The organism is Ruegeria sp. YKSE079, from assembly GCF_059612845.1.
This window is the reverse complement of the sequence record NZ_JBXWRJ010000003.1, coordinates 55,488-77,144: the sequence shown is the minus strand read 5'-3', so window position 1 is coordinate 77,144 and position 21,657 is coordinate 55,488. Positions and strand designations below refer to the sequence as shown.

The window sequence follows — 21,657 nt, the reverse complement described above, 5'->3', positions numbered from 1 at the left end:
CGCCTGACGCCATCATATCCGGCTGATGCGCAACAGGATCGCGCCCGACAATGTCAGCGCCGTCGACAGCACTTTCTTCAGGTCCAGCTTTTCGTTCAGGAACGTCACCCCCAGAACCAGCGCAAAGATGATCGATGTCTCACGCAGCGCCGTTACCAATGCAATCGGCGCCTGCGTGAAGGCCCAGACCACCAGAACGTAGGCCGTGAACGAAGCCGCCCCGCCAAAGGCGGCCAGGCGCCAGATTTTGCGCGCACGCCTCAGAAGACCGGGCCGCGCCACGCGGGCGACCACCGCAAACCCGACCGCATTCGCCACTGTCAGGGTACCGAAAAAGCCCAGCGCAGTACCCGCAATCCGCGCGCCCTGCCCGTCGACAATGGAATACGAGGCGATGAACAACCCGGTGACCAGCGCCAGCCCTGCAGCCCGCATGTTGAAATTTCCGTCCTGCCGCCGCACCAGCGCGATCGAGGCGATACCGATCGAAATCATCGCCATCGCGGCAAGCTCGGCCTGGCTGAAAACCGCTCCGAAAAACAACGCCGTTCCCAGCGCCACCAGCAGCGGCGACGCCCCGCGGGCAATCGGATAGACCTGTGTCAGATCACCGATCTTGTAGGCCTGGATCAGAAACAACTGATACCCCAGATGCAATGCCACCCCGGCCAGCAGATAAGGCCAGCAGCTCCAGTCGATGGGCGCGGCAAAGGGCAGCAGCAACAGGCCGAACGCCCCCTGCCCCATGACCACCGCCGCCATGCTGGCGGTCTTGTCCGCTCCCCCCTTGACCAGCGCGTTCCATGTCGCATGCAGCAGCGCCGCCAGCAGGACCACCGCAAAAACAAATCCGGTCATGCTCCGGCCTCCCTCCCCTTGGCATACCGTTGCAGCCGCTCCTGCAACGTGCCGGTGTGCAATTCGAACAGATGATTGTCCGGCCCGTGGAAATACAGCGACCGCCCCTCGCCCTCGACACGGGGGCGCGGCGGGCGCAGGTCCAGCCCCAGCGCCTCGATCCGCCTGCGGCGTTCCTCGAACTGGTCCTCGGCAATGGCAAAGGCCACGTGGTTATAGCTGCGCTCGGGCAACGGATCGCCCTTCATGATCGCGACCCAGACGTCCCCGATCAGAAAAAACCGCTCTTCTGCCAGTGAAAACTGCGCCACGCCGCTGTCATAGACGCAGCGCGCCTCGAACACCGTTTCCAGAATTTCCTGCATCCGGTCGAGGTCGGACACGATGAATGTCACATGCGACAGCCCGCTGCTCATTCAATGTAATCCATCTGACTCACACCTCCTGCCGGCCTCGCGAAACCACGGCGATGATCCATCCTTACTCTTGCCGCAGGCCCCACGCAATCGCGTCGCGGTCGGTGATTTCGGACAAGGTCTATCCCTCGCGCCTGATCGCTTGTATATGCGCTGCGACTCTTACCACTCACGAGGTCTCCGATGAGCTTTGACCGCAAGATCAAGATCGCCCCGTCGATCCTCTCCGCCGATTTCGCCAATTTCGGACAGGAAATTCAGGCTATCGAGGCGCAGGGGGCCGATTGGGTCCACGTCGACGTGATGGACGGCCATTTCGTTCCGAACCTGACTTTCGGCCCACCCGCGGTCAAGGCGTTCCGCCCGCATGTGAAAACGGTGATGGATGTGCACCTGATGATCTCACCGGTCGATCCTTACATCCAGGCCTATGCCGATGCCGGGGCAGACGTGCTGACCGCCCATGTCGAGGCCGGGCCGCACACCCACCGCACCCTCCAGGCCATCCGTGGCGCAGGCATGAAAGCGGGCGTGGCGCTGAACCCGGGCACCCCGGCAGACGCGGTCGAACACCTGCTGGATCTCACCGATCTGATCTGCGTAATGACCGTAAATCCCGGCTTCGGCGGGCAGAAATTCATCGACATGACGACCAAGATCCGCCGCCTGCGAGAAATGATCGGCGACCGCCCGGTTCATATCGAGATAGACGGCGGCGTCGACCCGAAGACCGCACCGCTGGTGGCACAGGCCGGGGCCGACGTTCTGGTCGCCGGATCGGCGGTGTTCAAGGGCGGCTCGGTTTCGGCCCCTGAGGTCTACGGCACCAACATCCGCGCCATCCGCGCGGCCGCCGAGGGCGTCGGGGCCTAATTCGAAGGATCACGGGAACCCGGAGCGCTCCCGCACGTCGCAGTCCCTCTTGCGAGAAATGTCATCCCGTGAGGCCGGGCGCCGAGCCGAGGCGGGGACGTCTGGCAATTCTACCCCAAGCGTCAAGCAGTCCTGACCGGAATTCGCCCAAGCGGACGAAGGAGAGGCGTGCAGGTACCGCGTGTTCGAACGCAGAAAGTCGCTACCTGTCTTCACGTCTTCAGTGCCGACAGTTCGCCAGCCCACAGGAGTCCCCGAACCGGTCATTGGCGGACACGAGCCGCCGCCGTTTCCGTTACCGTCATTCACTGCGCCGGAACTGGACTGGAAAGATGCGGACAAGCCTGTCGTTCGCTGGATTCGCGCCAATGGTTGCGTCGACGAACTCAACCCAATGAATGCCATAAAAGAACTGGTTCCTGCACGCGACCAATCTCGACAGCGATGTCTCGTTTCTCACTTTTTGAGCTTAACTCCTGCCGGAACTGCTGAGAAATCGGTTACATCTGTGCCCCGCAAACTAAGATGACGAAGAGGCAATTGGCTCAGCGGGGCAATATCGGTCACTTGCGTACGGCTAAGCTCCAAGCCAGACAAGCTCTTCAAACCTGCAAGAGCGCTGATATCTGACACTGGTGTGCGGTCCAGCCAAAGAACACCGAGTTTGCTCATGTTTCGCAAAGCACCGAGATCAGACACTTGCGTATCTCGAAGTTGAAGTACGGTCAAACCCGTCAGACTTGAAAGTGGGCTGATATCGGACAGCTCTTTATTGTAGCTTAAAATCAAAAGTTTGAGGTCTTCCAGCCCTGAAAGCGGGCGCAAATCTTCGATATCGTTGGTAGACAGATCGAGATGCGTCAGTGAACGAAGTGGCGCAACGAATTCGATATCATGCAGCACTGTGCGACCGAGCGTGCCGGAGATTTCGAGCCACTTCAGTTGGTCAAGCTCAGCAAGTGAAGAGAATTCCGTGTTTTCCGCGAGTTCGAAAGTCGCGCGCTCAAGCCGGGTGAGATCGCTCAGATTTTGTTGTCCGGTGATCGCATCTGCCTTGACATACAATACCCGCAATGCGGGCATGTTGGACAACGCGCCTAGGTCGATTGTGCGGCGTGGGGCATAGATTCTGAGTTCTGCCAGTTCCGGCAGCTCGGTTGTCAATTGGTCCAAAGCAACCGCCGCATCGGCTGCCAGGTCAAGGCGAAGTAAACCTTTCATGTCCTGAAGCGGCGTTAGATCGACCGGACCAACGCGAAAAAGCTCAAGACTATGTACGCTTCCTGCGCTCGAAAGCGGCGCAAGATCGTAGGGTTTTTCAGGGTTGTCGTCTGAGACAATCCTGAGGTTGGCGACACCATCCGACAGCGCCGAATTCAATTCAGATGGTCCGATTTTTCGTTTTGGCCCCGACAAGGGACGGCACGTTTCCTCAACGAGGGCGCCGACGCCAAAGTGATCCACGCAAAGCTCGTCGACTTCAGTTTCTTGAGCAAAAACAGGCGTGGTCGAAACGATCATCCCGACAATATATCCAATGAATTTTCGCTTCATGTTGCGTTTCCATCCCACGGCCGAAGTTCACGTTGTGGATGGTTTGCCAACTGATCTTGTTGCCATTGTAGCATCCGTTCAGATGAGTTGCAGAGCGGCGTAGGGTCAAGCTCAAGTCGGCTTGGCAGCATCCGTCACTTTGGCCTCAGCTCAGTCGATCCGCGAAGACGTCCAGCAGTTTGTATTTGAGGATCTTTCCGGTCGGGGCCGCCGGCAGGGCCTCCGTGATGACGATCTGAGACGGACACTTGTATCCCGCCAGTCGGCCTGCCGCGAAAGTCAGCAATTCTTCCGATGTCGGGGCATCCCCTGGCGCGACCTGTACAAAGGCCACCACCATTTCGTCGCCCTCCACGACGCGGCCCACCACGGCGGACTGGATAACCCTGGGGTGATCGTTCAGCGCCGCCTCGACCTCGGGTGGATAGACGTTGAACCCGCCATGAATGATCAGCTCCTTGCACCGTCCCACTATGTGCAGGTGCCCCCGGTCGTCGAGAACCCCCAGATCGCCCGTCCGCAGCCACCCATCCTCCAGCACAGCCTCTGTTGCCTCGGGATTGCGAAAATATCCCTTCATCACATTTGGTCCGCGCGTCAGAACTTCGCCCACACCGTCTCTGGCGCCTGCAACGGCTTCGTCCAGCCGCACCTCGATCCCGGCCAGCGGCGGGCCGACCGAGATATCCGGGTCGCCGATTTCGTTACGCGAGGCACACACCGCCGCCGTGCTTTCGGTCAACCCATAGCCGTTCTGGATCGCAACCCCGTAAAACGCCTCGGCCTTGCGCTTCCACGCCGGGTCCAGAGGAGCCGCACCGGACGAGACATATTGCAGCGTGTTGCGGGGCAGATGGTCGAAACCCTGTTCCTTTGCATATTGCATCAGCAACGCATGCATCTGCGGTACGGCGGAAAACTGTGTGATCCCCGAATTGAGCACCTCATAGGTCCGGGCCGCCGTGAACCGCGCCTCCAGCCGCACCAACGCCCCGGCCAGAGTCGCCGCAGTGACCACCGAGGCCAGACCAAATACATGCGTCAAAGGCAGCACACCATAAACAATGTCCCTTTCGGTCATGCCCCGAAACCGGGCCGCCGTCCGACCGGCAAACATCAGGTTGTCATGGGTCAGCATCACGCCTTTTGGCACGCCGGTGGTACCGGTCGTGAACAGCATGGTCGCCACGCCCTCAAGCTCCGCATCGGGCTGGCCTGGGAACTGGTTTGTCACGTGCAGGGTCCCGAACGCCCCTGTCACCGCCTGCGCCCCCAATCGGTTGGCGTGGCTCATCGCGTCCGGGGACGCCGCCGAAGTCATGAGCGTGACGGCCGGGCGCGCATGCTCCACCACCCGCAGCACTTCCGAATCGGTCTGCCGCGCATTGATCGGGACCGCACAGGCCCCGACCCGTGAACAGGCAAACAACGCCGCCACCGCCGCGCAACAGTTTTCGGCCAGGATCATCACCCGGTCGTTGGGCCTGACCTTGCGATCCTTCAGCAACTCCGCCGCATCGGCGATGGCGTCATCCAGCTGCCGATAGGTCCAGAACGCGCCGCCACTATCTTCGAACGCGGGGGCGTCCGGGCGCTGCTTCGCCTGCGCGTCGGGAAAATCGTGCCATTTTTCCATCGCTGTCTGCCCCCTTCGGCAATGCGCTCACCGTCACTTGGCCAGCGCGTGACGCTTGAACACCCCCTGCGCGGTTGCGATCAGTTGCCCATCCTCGCAACGCAACTCGCCATTGACATAGGCCAGCTTGCGCCCACCCCCCGCAGGCCGCCCAACCGCCGTCACCCGCCCATGGTTCACGGCTGCGACATAGCTGGTGTTCAACGAAATGGTCAGCACCATCGGATGCTCCGCCCGGTCGAACCAGGCCGAGGCCGTGTTGCCGCAGGCCACGTCCAGCAGCATGGCGATGATCCCGCCATGCAGGACGTTCTGACTGTTCAGGTGGTCAGGCCGGATATCCAGATGGCACCGCGCATGACCTTCCGCATCGCTCAGATCAATCTCGAACCCGATTGCGTTCTGGCATCCCGAACGCCTGACGTTCGGGCGCCCTCCGTCATGCCGCGCTGAGTGCAATGAATCGCTCCAGATGATAATCCTCGTCGCCAAACCGGTGATCGGCCATGACAATACGCTTGGCGATATGGGCCAGCTCGTATTCCTGCGTCATCGCGATGCCCCCGTGCATCTGGATGGTCTCTTCGGCCACCAGCCGCCCGACACGGGAAATCAGATTGCGCGCGGCGGCAACCTGGCGGTCGCGATCTTCGGCCTCCAGATGCCCCGCCGCATTGATGACGGCCGAGCGCGCCTGCTCCAGCTCGATCAGCATGTCGGCAAAGCGATGCTGCAACGCCTGAAACGTCCCGATGGGTCGGCCGAACTGGTGCCGCGTCAACAGATATTGCCGCGTCAGATCTACAGCCGTTTCCATCGCGCCCAGCGTTTCAGCAGCCAGTGCCACATTGGCCGAGGCCACGGCCCGCACCAGCGGCGCCCACCCCTGCCCCGCGGCGCCCAGACGCGCTGTCCGCGGCAGACGCACATCGTCCAGCGTCACATCGGCGGCGCGACCACCCGCGAACATCGGGTAGCCGGTCAGGCTCAAACCCTTGGTCCCGGCGGGCACCAGGAACAACGATATCCCGTCCAGATCGAAGAACCCACCGCTTTCGCGTGCGGAAACGATCATATACCCGGCAGCCTCGGCATTGATCGCGACGGCCTTGCGGCCACTGAGAACCACATCGTCACCATCCTCCCGGGCCAAGGTCTCGACCCGGCTCAGATCATAGCGGCTGGACGGTTCGCCATGTGCCAAAGCCAGATGCAGCCCGCCCGCGATGACATCCCTCAACAGCGCCTTCTGTTCGTCGCTGCCCAGCGCCGCGATCAGCCCGCCACCCAGCAGGGCGGTATCCAGCACCGGCTCGACCACCCCGGCGCGGCCCAGCTCTTCGAACACGGTAGCGATATCAAATCCAGCACCGCCAAAGCCGCCCTCTGCCTCGGAAAACAGCGCGCCGATCACGCCCAGTTCCGCCAGTCCGGCCCAGACCTCCGCGCTCATACCTGCGTCGCTGTCAATGATCCGGTTGCGGGTGGCAGTGGTGTACTTGTCCGACAGATACCGCCGCATCGTCTCCTGCAGCATCCGCCGTTCTTGTGTCAGGTCGAAATCCATGACGCTCAGCCCCCCATCTTGACCTTGGCGATGATCCCGCGCTGTATCTCGTTCGAGCCGCCAAAGATCGACAGCTTGCGGTTGTTGAAATACTGCGCCGCCACCGGCCCGGCATAATCCGGCCCCACGGGATCGTTGGCACCCGCCACCGCCTCCGACGGGAAGGGCATCGCATATGGCCCCACCGCGCGGCGGGTCAGGTCATTGATCTCCTGACGGATGACCGTCCCTTTCACCTTAAGCATCGAGCTTTCGACCCCCGGTGCCTGCCCTGCAGCCGCCCGGCTGATGATCCGCATATTGGTCGTCGCCATCGCCATCAGGTCGATCTCGACCCGCGCCAGCCGGGCGGCAAAATGCGGATTTTCGATCAGCGGACGCCCGCCCGCACATTCCTGACGCGCGATGCGCTTGACCGCATCCAGCCCCGCCTGACTGAAACCCACGCCCGCGATATTGGTGCGCTCATGCGTCAGCAGGTACTTGGCATAGGTCCAGCCCTTGTTCTCTTCCCCCACAAGGTTTCCCACCGGCACCCGGACATCATCGAAAAACACTTCGTTCACTTCCGGAGACCCATCCAGCAGCACGATGGGCCGCACCTCGATCCCCGGCGTCGCCATGTCGATCAGCAGGAACGAGATCCCCTCCTGTTGCTTGGCCTCGGGATCGGTGCGCACAAGGCAGAAGATCCAGTTGGCATATTGCCCAAGCGTCGTCCAGGTTTTCTGCCCGTTGACCACGTAATGATCGCCGTCGCGCACCGCGCGGGTCTTGAGCGAGGCCAGATCCGACCCCGCCCCCGGCTCGGAATACCCCTGACACCACCAATGCTCACCATTCAGGATACGCGGCAGGAAATAGTCCTGCTGCGCCTTCGATCCGAATTTCTGCAGCACCGGCCCCAGCATCGACAGACCAAAGGGCACGATGCGCGGCGCATAGGCTGCTGCGCATTCTTCCTCGAAAACATGGCGTTGCACCGCGTTCCATTCCGCTCCGCCAAATTCCACGGGCCAGTTGAAGTTCAGCCACCCCTTCTCGTTCAGCGTCGCATGCCACCAGTCATGACCTTCCTTGCCCAGGCTCTTTCCCGCACGCACCTTGGCCGAAATTTCTGGCGGCAACTTTTCGGCCAGAAAGGCGCGCACCTCGGCGCGAAAGGCCTGTTCCTCATCGGTATAGTTCAGATCCATCCCCGCTCTCCTCCTGCGACGCCCGTTCCGGCGATGCCGCCCGGCCCTCGGCGGGCCGCGCCGTTGCCGCTCCGCTTCAGAATATCTCGAACAACCCGGCCGCTCCCATGCCGCCGCCGATACACATGGTCACGACACCCAACTTGGCGCCGCGCCGCTTGCCTTCCAGCAGGATATGCCCGGTCATCCGCGCCCCGGTCATGCCAAAGGGGTGACCAATGGCGATCGAGCCCCCATTGACGTTGTATTTCTCGGGATCGATGCCCAGCCGGTCGCGGCTGTAAAGACACTGGCTGGCAAAGGCCTCGTTCAGCTCCCACAGGTCGATATCGTCGATCTTCAACCCGTGCCGTTCCAGCAGGCGCGGCACCGCAAAAACCGGGCCAATGCCCATCTCGTCGGGCTCACACCCCGCCACGGCAAACCCCTTGAAGGCGCCCAGGGGCTCCAGCCCGCGCCTCTCGGCTTCCCTGGCTTCCATCAGAACAACCGCCGCCGCCCCGTCGCTGAGCTGCGAGGCGTTGCCGGCGGTGATAAAGTTGCCCGGCCCCCGCACCGGTTCCAGGCTGGCCAACCCCTCCAGCGTCGTGTTGGGGCGGTTGCACTCGTCACGATCGACCGTGACCTCGCGCATGGACACCTCGCCGCTGTCCTTGTCCTTGACCGCCATCGTCGTGGTCATCGGCACGATCTCGTCGGCGAACTTGCCCGCGGCTTGCGCGGCGGCAATACGCTGCTGGCTTTGCAGGGAGTATTCGTCCTGATACTCGCGGCTGACGCCATAGCGATCCGCCACGATATCCGCGGTCTCGATCATCGCCATATAGATCGCGGGTTTGTGCTCGGCAATCCAGGCCTCGGGCACCGGGCGAATCTTGGGCTGCACCATCGAGATGCTTTCGACGCCGCCCGCCACCATCGGCCCCGAGCCGCCTTCGGTGATCGCCTGCGCCGCCAGCGCCACGGTCTGCAGCCCCGACGAACAGAACCGGTTCACTGTCATCCCCGAGGCCGTCACCGGCAGTCCTGCCCGGATCGCGATCTGCCGCGCGATGTTGTTGCCGGTCTCGCCTTCGGGAAAGCCGCAGCCGATGATGCAATCCTCGATTTCCGAACCCTCCAGCCCGGCGCGCCCGACAGCCGCCTCAACTGCATGACCACCCATCGTGGCGCCGTGGGTGATGTTGAACGACCCTCGAAAGGACTTGGCCAGCCCGGTCCGGGCGGTCGATACGATTACGGCTTGTTTCATCACTGAGCTTCCTTGTTCAGATCATCGAATGTGCGGCCCTCGGCCACCAGTTGTTCCAAAAGCGGCGCGGGTTGCCAGAAAAAGGCATCCTCTTGGGCATAGCGCCGGATATCGGCCAAAAGCCCGGGCAGCCCCTGCAGGTCGGCCCATTTCAACGGACCGCCGCGATAACGCGGGAAGCCATAACCATAGAGCAGCGTCACATCCACATCGAGCGGGCGGCGCGCAATGCCCTCGCCCACGACCTTGGCCGCCTCGTTGACCATCGCCGCCATGTAACGGCGGACAATCTCAGCGTCGCTGAACTCACGCGGGGTGATCCCCTGCGCGGCACGTTCCGCCTCGATCAGCGGCGGCACATCCGGGTTGGGCACGCCGCCCCGTATGCCGGCCTCGTAAACATAATATCCCTTGCCGGTCTTCTGCCCGAAATGCCCCGCCTCGCACAGCTTGTCGGCGTAGGAACTGTCACGCGCACGCGGGTCCATCCCCTCGGCCCGCTTGCGCTTGCGCACGGCCCAGCCGATGTCCAGCCCGGCCAGATCGGCCACCGCGAAGGGTCCCATGGCAAAGCCGAAATCGGTCAGCGCCTTGTCGATCTGATAGGGGCTGGCCCCGTCCAGGATCATATGATCGGCGCAGGCGCGATAGGTGCTCAGGATACGGTTGCCTATGAACCCGTCGCAAACACCCGCGCGCACCGACACCTTGCCCAGCCGCTTGCCCAGCGCAAATCCTGTTGCCGCCACGTCCCGAGCGGTCTTGTCGGCGACCACCACCTCCAACAGCTTCATGACATGGGCGGGAGAAAAGAAATGCAACCCGATCACATCGCCGGGCCGCTTCGTCATCGCTGCGATCTCGTTGATATCCAGATACGAGGTGTTCGAGGCCAGAACCGCCCCCTGCCTGCACACCGCATCAAGCCGGGTGAAGACCTGTTTCTTGACCTCCATCTCCTCGAAAACCGCCTCGATCACCAGATCGACATTGCTCAAAGCGTCGTAATCCGTCGCCAGCGTCAAAGCGTCCTGCAACAGGTGATCGAACTTCTCCTGGCTCAGCTTGCCCCGCTTCAGCGCGCCCGAAAGATTGGCCTCGATACGGCCCTTGGCGGCATGGGCGGCCTCTGCCGACATCTCCAGCATCACCACCGGCAGGCCCGACAGCAGCGCCGCGGTGGCGATCCCCGCCCCCATGGTGCCGCCGCCGATCACGCCGATCTCGTGCAACATGCGCGGCTCGACCCCCTTGAGCTCCGGCAGCTTGCCCACCGCGCGCTCGGCAAAAAAGGCGTGGATCAGCCCCTCGCGCTGGTCCGAGTTCATCAGCTCGCTGAACAACTCACGTTCCCGCTTCATGCCCGCCTCGAAACTGTCCGCCTCACAGGCCGCCTGAACCGCCCGCACCGCAGTGGCCGGGGACAGCTGCCCGCGCCCCTTCTTCAGGACCTGCTGGTAAACCGCATCGAAATCGACCGGCGATGGTGCCGGCATGTCACACACCGCGCGGCGCGGCGCGCCGGCATCCAGCAATGCCTGTGCATAGGCCAGCCCGACCTCACGCGGGTCTCCGTCCTCGACCTTGTCGATCACCCCCAGTTGCAGCGCCTCGGTCGCGGGGACATGCCGGCCCGTCGTGATCATGTCCAGGGCCGCTTCGACCCCCGCCACACGCGGCAGGCGCTGGGTGCCGCCCGCGCCGGGCAATATGCCCAGATGCACTTCGGGCAAGCCCACCTTGGCCGAGGGAACGGCAATCCGGTAATGGGTCGACAGCGCCACCTCCAGCCCGCCGCCCAGCGCCGTACCGTGGATCGCGGACACCACCAACAAGGGCGATGACTCGATCCGCGCGCACAGCTCGGGCAACCACGGGTCCTGCGGCGGCTTGCCGAACTCGCGAATATCCGCCCCCGCAAAATAGGTGCGCCCCTTGCCATAAATCAGAACCGCCCTGGCCCCGTCTGACTCGGCACGTTCAATCCCGGCCAGAAGACCCCGGCGCACATCCACGCCCAGCGCGTTCACCGGCGGGTTGTCGGCCCCCAGAACCGCGATTTCCCCAACACGTTCGTATTCGACGGCCTCGGACATCCGGCCACTCCTCCTGTTGCCTGCCAACGATCCGGCGCAAGGACGGCAAAACCGTTGTGCGGGATAGGCAGGGGATCTCCATTTCGAAAAAGAGTGCGTCTTTGGCGATCCCGGATCAAGCCGCATTCCGGAAACCGACGCAGCGTCGAACCGGCCACGGTGCAACCGGCTGCACCTGGTGCCAAGACCCGGATTTTTCGCTGGCCCCCTTGCGATGCAGCCTGCATAGAAGGGGCAACAGACAGGTTCGGGACCAACAGGCATGCATCTGGCAATCTTGATGACCAACACGGATGAAAGCGATTTCGCGCAGGCGCATCCGAAAGACGGCGAGACGTTCGCACGTCTGGTCCATCTCGCCCGCCCGGACTGGACGGTCGAGGTCTTTTCGGTCAAGGACGGCATCTTTCCCGACGACATCACCCGGTTCGACGGGGCATTGATCACCGGCAGTCCCGCCTCGGTGCGCGATAGCGAGGATTGGGTCGGCAGGCTGCTCACACTGATCCGTGACATGCATGACCGACGCCAGCCCCTCTTTGGCGCCTGTTTCGGGCATCAGGCCATCGCGGTGGCTCTGGGCGGCAAGGTAGGGTTCAATCCCGCCGGCTGGGTCTATGGCGTGACCCGGAACCGCCTGCTCACCCGCCCGGACTGGGCAAAGGAGCTGCCCGAGGACATCAACCTATATGGCTGTCATCAGGAACAGGTCACGCAGCTGCCGCCCGGCGCCTGCAACATGACCGCATCGGATGCCTGCGAAAGCTCGGGCTTCTTCATCGGCACGCACATCTATACCACCCAGCAGCACCCGGAAATGGACAAGGGTTTTGTCATCGCCCTGGCCGAGGAAATGCGTCCCCTGATCGGTCAGACCTTATGCGACAAGGCCCTGACCTCGCTCAGCCAACCTGTGCATCAACAAGGCTATGCGGAAAGCATCGCGCGGTTTTTTCAGCAGGCTCGCGCCGCCGACACCTGACCCCCCCTCTGTAAAACATTGACTTTGTGGAAAATGTGCTAAGCTCACGCCGGGGCAGGTGACACCGGCTTGTCGCAGCAGCAAACTCAACAGGGAGCAATGAAATGTGCGATATTTGTGTGATGAACGCCGTCAAGGACCGGATGCTGTCGCGGCGATCCTTCTTCAAGGCCGGTGCCGTGGCAACAGCCGGCGCGGCGCTGGGAACCGCCACCGCAAGCCCGGTCCGCGCGATGAGCCACAGTGACGTCGTCGACATGACGCATGTATACGACGCCGACTTCCCGACCTATTTCGGCACGCCCGGCATCGAAGCGACGCAGGCCTTCAACTTCAAGGAACACGGGTTCAACCTGTTCAATCTTGCGGTCAACGAACACACCGGCACCCATATCGACGCGCCGCTGCATTTCTCGGCGGACGGCCAGTCGATCGACGAAATCCCCGTGTCGAACCTGGTCTGCCCGCTTTGCGTGGTGCACATCCACGAAAAGGCCGCGCAGGACGCCGATGCGCAGGTGACACCGGACGACATCAAAGCCTGGATCAGCACCAACGGTCCGATCCCGGATGGCGCCTGCGTGGCGATGCATTCCGGTTGGGAAGGCAAAACCGGCGGCCCGGAATTCCGCAACGCCGATGACGAAGGCAAGATGCACTTCCCCGGTTTCCACGTCGAAGCCGCGCAAATGCTGATCGAGGAAACCGGCGCAGTGGCGATGGGCGTCGACACGCTGTCGCTCGATCATGGGCCATCGGCCGATTTCGCCACCCATTACGCATGGCTGCCGACCAACCGCTATGGCATCGAGAACATGGCCAACCTCGCGAAAGTGCCCGCCAGTGGCGCCACCCTGATCGTGGGCGCGCCCACCCATCGCGGCGGCTCTGGCGGCCCGGCGCGTATTCTGGCGCTCGTGTAACCCATGGCAACCGTTCGCCTGTTGTCGGACGAAGAGGCCAGCGCCGAGGCGCTGGCCGTTTTCGATGATATCCGCAAGACCCGCAACACCGATTACGTCAACAACTTCTGGCGCGCGCTGGCGCATGACCCGGCACTGCTGCAAGCCACCTGGGACCGGTTGAAACAGGTCATGGGGCCGGGGTCGCTGGACCCGCTGGTCAAGGAAATGATCTATGTCGCGGTCTCGACCGCCAATGGCTGCGAATATTGCGTCCATTCCCACACGGCGGCGGCAAAGGCCAAGGGCATGACCCCCGCACAGTATGGCGAGTTGCTTGCCGTCATCGGCATGGCGATGCAGACCAACGGCATCGTGACCGGGCTGCAGGTTCCGGTCGACGACGCCTTCAAGGCCTGAATCCGCGGGTTCTCATGGGTCCGGCAAGGGCGGTATGACCCGCAAATAGGCCACCAGCGCATCCAGATCCGTATCGTTCATCCGGGCAAAATAAGGATAGGGCATGGGCGGCACCATGGCGCTGCCGTCCGGTCGGACGCCCTGTGTGACCATCGTCTTGATCTCGTCATCCGAATAGCCCGCCAGCCCGTCGGCATGGCTGGTGATGTTGGGTGCCGTGACGCTGCCCCATGGTCCGATGAACTCATAGGTCCCGATCCCAAGATTTCCGGCATCCATGACCGGGCCTTCCGGGCCGATCGGCGAGTGGCACTCGACGCAATGGGCAACCGCCCATGCCAGGTATTCCCCATACTCTGCCGTCGCCGCACGGTTTGGCGCGGTCACGCTTTCGACCGGCGGTCCATAAGCAGGTGGCAGCGGGATATTGTAGGTGGACTTGCCCGCGTCGTGATCGACCGGGTTTACCGTGCGCAGGTACATCACGATGGACGCCAGATCGTCATCGCCGATCCCGCGATAGACGGCACAGGGCATCGGCGGCCCGATCAGCGACCCGTCAGGGCGCAGACACTCGCGAATGGCGCGACCCAACTCCTCGTCGCTCCAGTCCGCAACCCGCCCGGCCGGTGTGATATTGGCCGAGATCGCCGTGAAATGCTCGGTCTCTTCGACAACACGCCCGGCCAGATCGCGGCTGAAATCCAGCCCCTGCTCTCCGAATGGCGTGTGACAGTTGCCACAGCCCATCGGCCCCTGAACCAGATATTCGCCACGTTCCACGCTTGGTTCTGCCACGGCCATACCCGCGCACATCCCCAGCGTCGCAACAACATGCGACAGCTTGATCATTTTATTTCCCCCCTGCTTTCGCCACGCCGGTTTCACGCGACAAAAACCCGCAACTTCAATACATTGCAATTTTAATATGTATCTTCAGATCACGTTTTTGTCAACGAGTCCCTGCCGGCCGGGGCGGAGCGAAAACAGGCATCGAAAACACAGATTTGCACCAAACGCACATCTGCCATTCCATTCCGTCCCTATCGAATCCGGGCAAACTGGCTTAGGTCACCAAACCGGAATTCTTTCGAAAGGACGACCCGCCATGGCGCATTTCTCGGCCAACGCCACCAGCCTGCCCGCACTGGCCTCGGTTCTGGGCGACATCTTTGTCGGCATCTGGAATGCCCTGATGCGCATCGGCGAGGCGAATTCCAAGGTCCGCCAGATCGACGCCTATTACGCCATGTCCGATGCCGAGCTGGAAGCGCGCGGCATCCGGCGCGAGGATATCATCCGCCTCGTTCTGGCCGACGTGATCTGATCGCCTTCACGCTTTGGCAATCGCCTCGGCAGCCTTGGCATAGGCCACTTCGCACAGCTCGAAATCCGCTTCGGTCAGGGCCAGCGACGGATAGGTCTTTCCGGCCGACTTGAACATGCCGTTCTGCATCAGAACCGCGTTGAATACCGTCGCTCTGCCTGCATTCGCCACCATAACGTCGCGATAGTCGCGAACCTCTCCGCCCGTGAACACGATCTCGAACAGGGTCGGGTCACCCACGATCCGGTGCGCGATGCCGTGGGCCTCCAGCGCGACCGCCGCCATCTCCATCAGCCGCCGCCCGTTCGCGCGCAACCTGTCATACTGCCCCTCGCGGCGCAGCACCTCCATCGTCTTGAGACCCGCCGCCGCCGCAACCGGGTTGCCCGACAGCGTGCCCAGCTGCATCAGCCATTTTTCGGCCCCTACTGTGGCCTTGTCGAAATGCGCCATGATATCGGCCCGCCCTGCAATCGCGGCCAACGGGAAGCCGCCGCCGATGATCTTGCCCAGCGTGGCGATATCCGGGGTCACACCGTATAGCTCCTGCGCGCCGCCATACGAGAACCGGAACCCGGTCACCACCTCGTCGAAGATCAGCACGATGCCATATTTGTCGGCCTCCGTGCGCAGCAATTGCAGGAACCCCGGCGCGGGCGGGATGATGCGCTGCAACGGCTCGACGATGATCGCCGCCACTTGTTCCCCATGCTCGGCCAAAAGCGAGCGGATATAGTCCGGGTCATTGAACGGCGCGATCAGCATCTCGGCGCGCACGCTTTCGGGGATACCGGCGCTGTCCGGCACCGCCTGCGGAAAATTCACCAGCCGCGTCGGCGCCAGGCTCATCTGCGCCTCGGCGCTCATGCCGTGATAGCCGCCTTCGAACTTCACGATCCGGTCGCGACCCGTAAAGGCGCGCGCCAGCCGGATCGCATACATGTCCGCCTCACCACCCGAGGACACGTACCGCACCTGATCGGCGCAGGCAACGGCGGAACAGATTTCCTCGGCCAGCTCCAACCCCTTGGCGTTGTTGGCAAAAAACGTCATGCCCTTGGGCAATTGTTCCAGAACGGCCTCCATGACCTCCTCGTGCCCATGCCCCAACAACATCGGGCCGGACCCGATCAGGAAATCGACATATTCGGTGCCATCCTCGTCCCAGACGCGACTGCCCTTGCCCTCGCGAATGAATTTCGAAGGGTCGAAATTGCCAAACCCCCCGCCCGGCAATACGGCCTTTGCGCGTTCGATCCAGTCGGCCTGGCTGAGTTTCGTAAGCATGGTGGCCTCCTTAGTCCAAAATCATATCCGGTTCACCTAGCGCCACCCGGTCCGGCGTCACCCCCAGGCCGATGCCCGCGGGCGGGGCAATGCGCCCGGCCATTCGCACCGGCCCTTCGGGGGCAAGCCTCGGCGCGACATAGCCCGACAGGTCGCAGACATTCATCAACCGGCCCGGATCGGTTGCCGCCCCAAGATGCAACAAGGCGGCCGTGGCGATGTCCGAGCCCCAAGTGTCCTCAATACACATCTTTGCGCCCAGATGCAGGCATAGATCGCGCGCGCGACGCGATGCCGACAGTCCGCCGAATTTGCTCAGCTTGATTGCCACCGCATCCATGCAGCCCTGCGCATGTCCCGCCAGCAGGCTGGCGGTGTCATGGGCGCTTTCATCCAGCTTCATCGGCAGCCCGGTCGCCGCGCGCACCCGCGCGCAATCCTCGATCGTGGCGCAGGGCTGTTCCAGCATCACGTCCAGATCCGCCACCGCCCGGCCCACGCGCGACGCGTCCAGCGAGGTCGCGCCGCAGTTCCAGTCACCATAGACCAGCGGGCCGCCGCCCACCGCCTCGCGCACAAGCCGCAGCCGCGCCACATCGGTCTGCCAGTCCTTGTCGGCGCCCAGCTTGACCTGAAACTGGGCCATCCCCTGCGATTGCGCCTCTTGCGCGATCCTCGCCATCTCCTCGGGCGCGACGCAGGTGATCGAGTGATAAAGCGGCATGGTATCCGTCCGCCGCCCGCCCAGCAGAGCAAAAAGCGGCAGCCGCGCCGCCTGCCCGGTCAGATCCCACAGCGCAATGTCCAGCGCCGATTTGGCATAGGCGTGGCCCTGCAGGTGTTTGTCGAGCCGCGCCATCAGCGCCTCGGGCCCCACCGGGTCGGCCCCCAGCAACACTTCCGCCATTTCCTGAACCACGGGCGCCACGCCGCGCGCGTAAGCCGGCAAATAATGCGGGATCGGGCAGACCTCGCCCCAGCCGGTCAGGCCGGTATCGGTATCCAGCGCCAGCACCACGGTTTCGACGGTGTCGCAGGTCTTGCCATCGGCCATGTAATAAGCCTGATGACTGGTGAGCGGCACATGCCACAGGGATATGCGTGTAAGCTTCATGACAGAACCTTGCAGGTTTTGCGCCGCGCGATGCGCGCCGCCGGGGGAAAGGGGGGCTTTGCCCCCCTCTTGGCCTGCGGCCAATTCACCCCCCAGGATATTTGGGGCCAGATGAAGCCGCGGATCATGGTTTTTCCTCAAAAACGGCGAGGGGACGGCCAAGCGTCTTTTCGTCGGGGTGAACGCCCAGACCCGGGATCTCGGGCAGGTGCAGGTGTCCGTCGATATTGCGCGGGCCGCGCCCGCCTGCAATGTCCAGCGTCAGCATGTCCTGGCAGGCCCAGATGCCCAGCAGGTTGTGGTCGGGGATGGTGGCGGCCAGGTGCAGCGCCTCGGTATCGGCCAGAACCGAGCCCCCCGTCGCCATCACGAACATGTCGATGCCATGGGCCAGCGCGATATCCCGGATGCGGGCGGCTTTGGTCAACCCGCCGACACGGTTGAGCTTGATGCCGAACACCTCGGCCAGACCATCACGCGCGACACGGGCGGCGTCCTGCAGGGTGACAAGGCATTCATCCACGCTGACCGGGGCGGCATGTTTGCTGCGGATGGCGGCGATATCGTCCAGCGTCTCGCCGGGCTGTTCGAACATCACGCCCAGATCCTCGGTTGCCTTCATCACGCGCAGCGCCTGTTGCCGGGTCCAGGCGCGGTTGACGTCATAGAGGATGCGCTCGCCGCGCGGGCGGTGCGCCTCGACGTCGCGGATGCGTTCGATATCGCGTTCGGCGTCGCCGCCCACCTTGACCGAATGCACGTGGTAGCCGCGCTGCCGGTAACGGTCCATGACCTCGCGGGTTTCCTCGACGGTCTTGGCGCCCACCGACGAGGCAATCGGTGCGGGCGTCCGCGACCCGCCGCCCATCAGATCGGCAATCGGCAGCCCCGCCGCCTGCCCGGCAATGTCCCAGCAGGCCATGTCGATCGGCGATTTTGCATAAAGATGCCCGGGCAGGGCCAGATCCATCGCCCGCTCGACCTCGAGCACACGGCGCGGATCAAGCCCGAGAAGGAATGGCGCCATCGTCTCGATCCCTGCCCGGATGCCAGGCCCGTGCGCCGGCACATAGGTGTGCCCCCAAGGCGTTCCTTCGCCCCAGCCGGTGAGGCCCTCGTCGGTTTCGAGTTTGACCAGGGTGGCGTCCAGCACCTCGAATTTCAGCCGCCCGCCGGAGAGCCAATAGGGATGCTCGAGCGGCAGATTGACGTGATAGACGGTGATGCGGGTAATCTTCATGCCGGTCTCTCTGGTTGGTGGGACATCGGGGCGCTGCCCCTTCGGGCCCGTTCCGGGCCATTCACCCCCGGAGTATTTCTGAAAAGATGAAGCATCATGGCGCATGGAAATCGGCGATGGGCGCACCAAGTGCGTCGAAATCGGGTACGACTCCCAGCCCCGGCTCGTCTGTCGCGTAGAGTTTGCCGTCGCGCGCCTCTGGGCCGCCGATGCCGGTCGAGCGGGTGTTGTAGTTCATCAGGTCGGTGGTGTTGTGCAGATACTCGGGCGGTGTGGTGGCGGCGAAATGCGCAAGCGCGGCGCTGGCGATCTCGCCACCCCAGGTATCCTCGGCCACAACGGGAATTCGGTTTTCAACCAGATAGTCGCGCACGCGGCGCGCCTTGCTGAGACCACCCAGGTTCGAGATCTTCAGGCAGACCAGCTCGGCGGCGCGGTTGGCCACGATGCGCTGTGCGACAGCCATGCCGGTCACGCATTCATCCAGCTTCATCGGCAGGTCGATCCGGGCCCGGACCTGCAGGCATTCCTCATAGGTTCGGCAGGGCTGCTCGAAGATGTAGTCCAGATCGCGCGTCGCCCGCGCCACACGCAGCGCGTCATCCACCCGCCAGCCCTGATTGGCATCGGCCATGGCCTTTTCACCCGGTTCCAGCAGCGGCACGGTCGCGCGGATGCGGTCGATGTCGGCGGCCCAGTCGCCGCCCACCTTGATCTGGAACTGGCGGTATCCCTGCGCGCGGTAGCGTTCCATCTCGGCAATGGTGTCCCGGGTGCCCTTTTGCGGCGCGACGCGGTACATCGGCGCACCGTCGGTCAGCCTGCCCCCCCAGACCGCATGCAGCGGCGCATTCAGCGATTGCGCCAGGATGTCCCAGCACGCCGCGTCAAAGGGCGCCTTGGCATAGCCATGCCCCTGCACCAGATGATCCATCCGCCGCTCGATCCCCGCCACGTTGCACGGGTTTTGCCCCAGCAGGTTCGCCGCCACCAGACGGGCCAGCGCGGGAACGCCCTGAGAATGGGCGACCATGTAATTCTCGCCGCAGGGGGTGAATTCGCCGCAGCCCTGCAGGCCGGCATCGGTGTCGATCACCACGACCGAGGCCACGGCGGTTTCGATCGCATTGCCCGCACCCCAGACATAGGCCCCGCCCACATAGGGCAGGCCGGTCTGATAGACGCGGATGCGGGTGATCTTCATGCCACGTCCATCCTCAGCGGCCCGGCCATGCCCTCGCCGCGCCATAGCACAAAGGTCAGGATCGGATGGTCGGTCGTGATCATCGCATGGCTTTGCCAGCTTTGGTGAAACCGTGTCTGCCCCGGCCCGGTCACCGCCTCGTCACCTTCGACCTTGAACAGCGCCTCGCCGCCCAGAACCAGGTACAGTTCCTCTGCCTCGTGGCTGTGCCAGTCATAGTGCAGCCCCTCGCCCCAGAACGCGATGTAGCCGCACAGGCTCTGGCTGTGGAAATGCCCGGTCGGACCGAAAAGTTCGTAAAAACCGTACCGGTTGCGAAAGTCGGCACCGACCTCCGCCTCGGTATAGACCCGCTTCCAATGCGCCAGATGCGCGGCACCTTTCACCGCATCGACCAGCGCCTGCGTCTGTGGCGCGCCGGACCGGGGAAATTCCGACACCAGAGGCACCGCCGGAATATGGCGCGGCTGCAATCCGCTGGGGATCAGGTCATCAGGCCAGGGCGCATAGGCGGCAAGGGAGGGATGGTTCTGATGCAGCAGGCGGGCGGCTTCGAGCACGTCGTCAAGCGATGTCATGGGATCACCACGATGTTGCCGGTATGGGTCTTGTCGATAAAGGCCTGTTGCGCCGCGCGCAGATCGCGCAACGCATAGGTGGCGGCCAGCACGGGCCTGATCCTGCCCTGCTCGATATATCTCACCACGTCGGTGAAGTTCTCGGGCCGGTTCACGGTCGATCCGGTAAAGGTCAGGTCACGCAGATAGAATGTCCGCAAGTCCAGTTCGACCAGCGGCCCGGCAATCGCGCCGGAACAGGTATAGCGCCCGCCGCGCGCCAGCACGTCGATCAGCCTGGGCCAGATAGGGCCACCGACCACATCGGCGACCACAGTCACCTTTTCCCCCGCCAGGGCGGCCTTCAGGTTGTCGGGGCTGCGGGGCAGGATGCGGTCCGGCCCCAGCAGGGCCACCTCGCCGTGCTTGGCCTCCGAGGCCATGGCGATCACCCGCGCGCCACGCAGTTTCGACAGCTGGATCAGCGCGCCGCCAACCCCTCCGGACGCGCCGGGGATCAGCACGGTATCGCCCGCCCCCACCCCTGCCCGGTCGATCATGCCCTCGGCGGTGACATAGGAACAGATGAAGGTCGCCAGTTCCGCATCGCTCAGATCCGACTCGATCGGGGCAACGCCACGCATATCCGCCTTGGTGTATTCCGCGAACCCGCCATCGCATTCCGAGCCGAAATACCCCGCCTTGTCGCGGTTCATCGGGTCGTCCCAGTCGCGCAGCCAGCCAGCCACCATGACGCGCCTGCCGATCAGTCCCTTGTCGGCGTCTTCACCAACCGCAACGACCGTGCCGACCGCGTCCGCGCCCTGGATGCGTGGAAAGGTCAGCGGCGCGCCACCCCAGGTGCTGTCGTCATCGTCCACCTCGGCATAGGCGCCGCCCGTGGTGGCCTCGTCCACCGCCTTGGAGTACCAGCCGGTGCGGGTGTTGACGTCGGTATTGTTCAGCCCGCAGGCCCCGACCCTGATCAGCACCTCCATCGGCCCCGGCTCCGGCGTGGGCCAGCCCTCGTGCCATTCGTATCTGTCAAGGCCTCCGTGCCCGGTAAGCACCATGGCTTTCATCGTTGCCGGGATGGTCATCGCAGCGCTCCTGTCGCGGGCAGAGGGCGGCGCTGGCCCCCGTCCCGTTCCCGGTCACCCCCCGGAGTATCTGCAA

The 21,657-nt window shown here is 63.4% G+C and carries 21 protein-coding genes; 5 read left to right on the top strand and 16 right to left on the bottom strand.

What is annotated here, in order from left to right:
* Positions 1–12: 12 nt before the first annotated feature.
* Together AC2FMY_RS03635 and fosX are read right to left on the bottom strand one after the other, a co-directional pair.
* On the bottom strand, positions 13–858 hold the full coding sequence (locus AC2FMY_RS03635; RefSeq protein WP_496746374.1) for an EamA family transporter: 846 nt from the start codon (positions 856–858) through the stop codon (positions 13–15).
* On the bottom strand, positions 855–1,274 hold the full coding sequence (fosX, locus tag AC2FMY_RS03630; RefSeq protein ID WP_480747945.1) for a FosX/FosE/FosI family fosfomycin resistance hydrolase: 420 nt from the start codon (positions 1,272–1,274) through the stop codon (positions 855–857). The genes AC2FMY_RS03635 and fosX overlap by 4 nt, the downstream gene beginning before the upstream one ends.
* Before the next feature lie 183 nt (positions 1,275–1,457).
* Here fosX and rpe point away from each other — a divergent pair, with 183 nt between their 5' ends.
* On the top strand, positions 1,458–2,147 hold the full coding sequence (rpe, locus tag AC2FMY_RS03625; protein ID WP_496746376.1) for a ribulose-phosphate 3-epimerase: 690 nt from the start codon (positions 1,458–1,460) through the stop codon (positions 2,145–2,147).
* 456 nt (positions 2,148–2,603) lie between these two features.
* Here rpe and AC2FMY_RS03620 read toward each other — a convergent pair whose 3' ends face one another.
* The 7 genes from AC2FMY_RS03620 to AC2FMY_RS03590 all read right to left on the bottom strand — a co-directional run bounded on the left by AC2FMY_RS03620 (position 2,604) and on the right by AC2FMY_RS03590 (position 11,448).
* Complete coding sequence (locus tag AC2FMY_RS03620; protein WP_496746378.1) at positions 2,604–3,701, bottom strand: leucine-rich repeat domain-containing protein; 1,098 nt, start codon at positions 3,699–3,701, stop codon at positions 2,604–2,606.
* A gap of 145 nt (positions 3,702–3,846) precedes the next feature.
* Positions 3,847–5,337 carry a class I adenylate-forming enzyme family protein gene (locus AC2FMY_RS03615; RefSeq protein ID WP_496806996.1) on the bottom strand — a complete coding sequence of 497 codons (1,491 nt, stop codon included), beginning with the start codon at positions 5,335–5,337 and terminating at the stop codon, positions 3,847–3,849.
* A 33-nt stretch (positions 5,338–5,370) separates the two neighbouring features.
* Positions 5,371–5,796, bottom strand: coding sequence for a PaaI family thioesterase (locus AC2FMY_RS03610; protein ID WP_480747949.1), 426 nt, complete (start codon positions 5,794–5,796; stop codon positions 5,371–5,373).
* Complete coding sequence (locus tag AC2FMY_RS03605; RefSeq protein WP_496746382.1) at positions 5,777–6,904, bottom strand: acyl-CoA dehydrogenase family protein; 1,128 nt, start codon at positions 6,902–6,904, stop codon at positions 5,777–5,779. Before AC2FMY_RS03605 ends, AC2FMY_RS03610 begins: the two co-directional genes overlap by 20 nt.
* A gap of 5 nt (positions 6,905–6,909) precedes the next feature.
* Positions 6,910–8,100 carry an acyl-CoA dehydrogenase family protein gene (locus AC2FMY_RS03600; RefSeq protein WP_480747951.1) on the bottom strand — a complete coding sequence of 397 codons (1,191 nt, stop codon included), beginning with the start codon at positions 8,098–8,100 and terminating at the stop codon, positions 6,910–6,912.
* A 76-nt stretch (positions 8,101–8,176) separates the two neighbouring features.
* Entirely contained in the window at positions 8,177–9,352 is a 1,176-nt protein-coding gene (locus AC2FMY_RS03595) for an acetyl-CoA C-acyltransferase (RefSeq protein WP_496746384.1), read from the bottom strand.
* Complete coding sequence (locus AC2FMY_RS03590; RefSeq protein WP_496746386.1) at positions 9,352–11,448, bottom strand: 3-hydroxyacyl-CoA dehydrogenase NAD-binding domain-containing protein; 2,097 nt, start codon at positions 11,446–11,448, stop codon at positions 9,352–9,354. The genes AC2FMY_RS03595 and AC2FMY_RS03590 overlap by 1 nt, the downstream gene beginning before the upstream one ends.
* A 280-nt stretch (positions 11,449–11,728) precedes the next feature.
* Between AC2FMY_RS03590 and AC2FMY_RS03585 the strand changes: the two genes are divergently transcribed.
* From AC2FMY_RS03585 to AC2FMY_RS03575, 3 genes are all read left to right on the top strand, one after another.
* Positions 11,729–12,430 (top strand): type 1 glutamine amidotransferase, encoded by a 702-nt coding sequence (locus tag AC2FMY_RS03585; protein ID WP_496806995.1) that lies wholly within the window; start codon positions 11,729–11,731, stop codon positions 12,428–12,430.
* 104 nt (positions 12,431–12,534) lie between these two features.
* Positions 12,535–13,353 (top strand): cyclase family protein, encoded by an 819-nt coding sequence (locus tag AC2FMY_RS03580; RefSeq protein ID WP_496806994.1) that lies wholly within the window; start codon positions 12,535–12,537, stop codon positions 13,351–13,353.
* A gap of 3 nt (positions 13,354–13,356) precedes the next feature.
* Positions 13,357–13,752 carry a carboxymuconolactone decarboxylase family protein gene (locus AC2FMY_RS03575; protein ID WP_496748027.1) on the top strand — a complete coding sequence of 132 codons (396 nt, stop codon included), beginning with the start codon at positions 13,357–13,359 and terminating at the stop codon, positions 13,750–13,752.
* A gap of 12 nt (positions 13,753–13,764) precedes the next feature.
* On the opposite strand, the gene AC2FMY_RS03570 is transcribed toward AC2FMY_RS03575, so the two are convergent.
* Entirely contained in the window at positions 13,765–14,604 is an 840-nt protein-coding gene (locus AC2FMY_RS03570; RefSeq protein WP_496748026.1) for a c-type cytochrome, read from the bottom strand.
* Between the two features lie 256 nt (positions 14,605–14,860).
* Here AC2FMY_RS03570 and AC2FMY_RS03565 point away from each other — a divergent pair, with 256 nt between their 5' ends.
* The gene (locus AC2FMY_RS03565; RefSeq protein WP_496748024.1) at positions 14,861–15,079 is read left to right on the top strand and encodes a DUF1127 domain-containing protein; all 219 of its coding nucleotides are present in this window, start codon (positions 14,861–14,863) and stop codon (positions 15,077–15,079) included.
* Positions 15,080–15,085: 6 nt separating this feature from the next.
* On the opposite strand, the gene AC2FMY_RS03560 is transcribed toward AC2FMY_RS03565, so the two are convergent.
* From AC2FMY_RS03560 to AC2FMY_RS03535, 6 genes are all read right to left on the bottom strand, one after another.
* Positions 15,086–16,366, bottom strand: a complete 1,281-nt coding sequence (locus AC2FMY_RS03560; RefSeq protein ID WP_496748022.1) for an aspartate aminotransferase family protein — start codon at positions 16,364–16,366, stop codon at positions 15,086–15,088.
* A 10-nt stretch (positions 16,367–16,376) separates the two neighbouring features.
* Positions 16,377–17,480, bottom strand: a complete 1,104-nt coding sequence (locus AC2FMY_RS03555) for a mandelate racemase/muconate lactonizing enzyme family protein (protein WP_496748020.1) — start codon at positions 17,478–17,480, stop codon at positions 16,377–16,379.
* A 124-nt stretch (positions 17,481–17,604) separates the two neighbouring features.
* Positions 17,605–18,720, bottom strand: a complete 1,116-nt coding sequence (locus AC2FMY_RS03550; RefSeq protein WP_496748018.1) for a mandelate racemase/muconate lactonizing enzyme family protein — start codon at positions 18,718–18,720, stop codon at positions 17,605–17,607.
* A 94-nt stretch (positions 18,721–18,814) separates the two neighbouring features.
* The gene (locus AC2FMY_RS03545; protein ID WP_496806993.1) at positions 18,815–19,924 is read right to left on the bottom strand and encodes a mandelate racemase/muconate lactonizing enzyme family protein; all 1,110 of its coding nucleotides are present in this window, start codon (positions 19,922–19,924) and stop codon (positions 18,815–18,817) included.
* Positions 19,921–20,502 (bottom strand): dimethylsulfonioproprionate lyase family protein, encoded by a 582-nt coding sequence (locus tag AC2FMY_RS03540; RefSeq protein ID WP_496748015.1) that lies wholly within the window; start codon positions 20,500–20,502, stop codon positions 19,921–19,923. The genes AC2FMY_RS03545 and AC2FMY_RS03540 overlap by 4 nt, the downstream gene beginning before the upstream one ends.
* Complete coding sequence (locus tag AC2FMY_RS03535; protein WP_496748013.1) at positions 20,499–21,581, bottom strand: alcohol dehydrogenase family protein; 1,083 nt, start codon at positions 21,579–21,581, stop codon at positions 20,499–20,501. Before AC2FMY_RS03535 ends, AC2FMY_RS03540 begins: the two co-directional genes overlap by 4 nt.
* Positions 21,582–21,657 lie beyond the last annotated feature (76 nt).

Coding starts and splice junctions, on each gene's coding strand:
- AC2FMY_RS03605 (WP_496746382.1), bottom strand. CDS start 6,904: ATGGATTTCGACCTGACACAAGAACGGCGGATGCTGCAGGAGACGATG.
- AC2FMY_RS03600 (WP_480747951.1), bottom strand. CDS start 8,100: ATGGATCTGAACTATACCGATGAGGAACAGGCCTTTCGCGCCGAGGTG.
- AC2FMY_RS03590 (WP_496746386.1), bottom strand. CDS start 11,448: ATGTCCGAGGCCGTCGAATACGAACGTGTTGGGGAAATCGCGGTTCTG.
- AC2FMY_RS03595 (WP_496746384.1), bottom strand. CDS start 9,352: ATGAAACAAGCCGTAATCGTATCGACCGCCCGGACCGGGCTGGCCAAG.
- AC2FMY_RS03635 (WP_496746374.1), bottom strand. CDS start 858: ATGACCGGATTTGTTTTTGCGGTGGTCCTGCTGGCGGCGCTGCTGCAT.
- AC2FMY_RS03585 (WP_496806995.1), top strand. CDS start 11,729: ATGACCAACACGGATGAAAGCGATTTCGCGCAGGCGCATCCGAAAGAC.
- AC2FMY_RS03620 (WP_496746378.1), bottom strand. CDS start 3,701: ATGAAGCGAAAATTCATTGGATATATTGTCGGGATGATCGTTTCGACC.
- fosX (WP_480747945.1), bottom strand. CDS start 1,274: ATGAGCAGCGGGCTGTCGCATGTGACATTCATCGTGTCCGACCTCGAC.
- AC2FMY_RS03575 (WP_496748027.1), top strand. CDS start 13,357: ATGGCAACCGTTCGCCTGTTGTCGGACGAAGAGGCCAGCGCCGAGGCG.
- AC2FMY_RS03555 (WP_496748020.1), bottom strand. CDS start 17,480: ATGAAGCTTACACGCATATCCCTGTGGCATGTGCCGCTCACCAGTCAT.
- AC2FMY_RS03580 (WP_496806994.1), top strand. CDS start 12,535: ATGTGCGATATTTGTGTGATGAACGCCGTCAAGGACCGGATGCTGTCG.
- AC2FMY_RS03570 (WP_496748026.1), bottom strand. CDS start 14,604: ATGATCAAGCTGTCGCATGTTGTTGCGACGCTGGGGATGTGCGCGGGT.
- AC2FMY_RS03550 (WP_496748018.1), bottom strand. CDS start 18,720: ATGAAGATTACCCGCATCACCGTCTATCACGTCAATCTGCCGCTCGAG.
- AC2FMY_RS03565 (WP_496748024.1), top strand. CDS start 14,861: ATGGCGCATTTCTCGGCCAACGCCACCAGCCTGCCCGCACTGGCCTCG.
- AC2FMY_RS03540 (WP_496748015.1), bottom strand. CDS start 20,502: ATGACATCGCTTGACGACGTGCTCGAAGCCGCCCGCCTGCTGCATCAG.
- AC2FMY_RS03545 (WP_496806993.1), bottom strand. CDS start 19,924: ATGAAGATCACCCGCATCCGCGTCTATCAGACCGGCCTGCCCTATGTG.
- AC2FMY_RS03535 (WP_496748013.1), bottom strand. CDS start 21,581: ATGACCATCCCGGCAACGATGAAAGCCATGGTGCTTACCGGGCACGGA.
- AC2FMY_RS03560 (WP_496748022.1), bottom strand. CDS start 16,366: ATGCTTACGAAACTCAGCCAGGCCGACTGGATCGAACGCGCAAAGGCC.
- AC2FMY_RS03615 (WP_496806996.1), bottom strand. CDS start 5,337: ATGGAAAAATGGCACGATTTTCCCGACGCGCAGGCGAAGCAGCGCCCG.
- rpe (WP_496746376.1), top strand. CDS start 1,458: ATGAGCTTTGACCGCAAGATCAAGATCGCCCCGTCGATCCTCTCCGCC.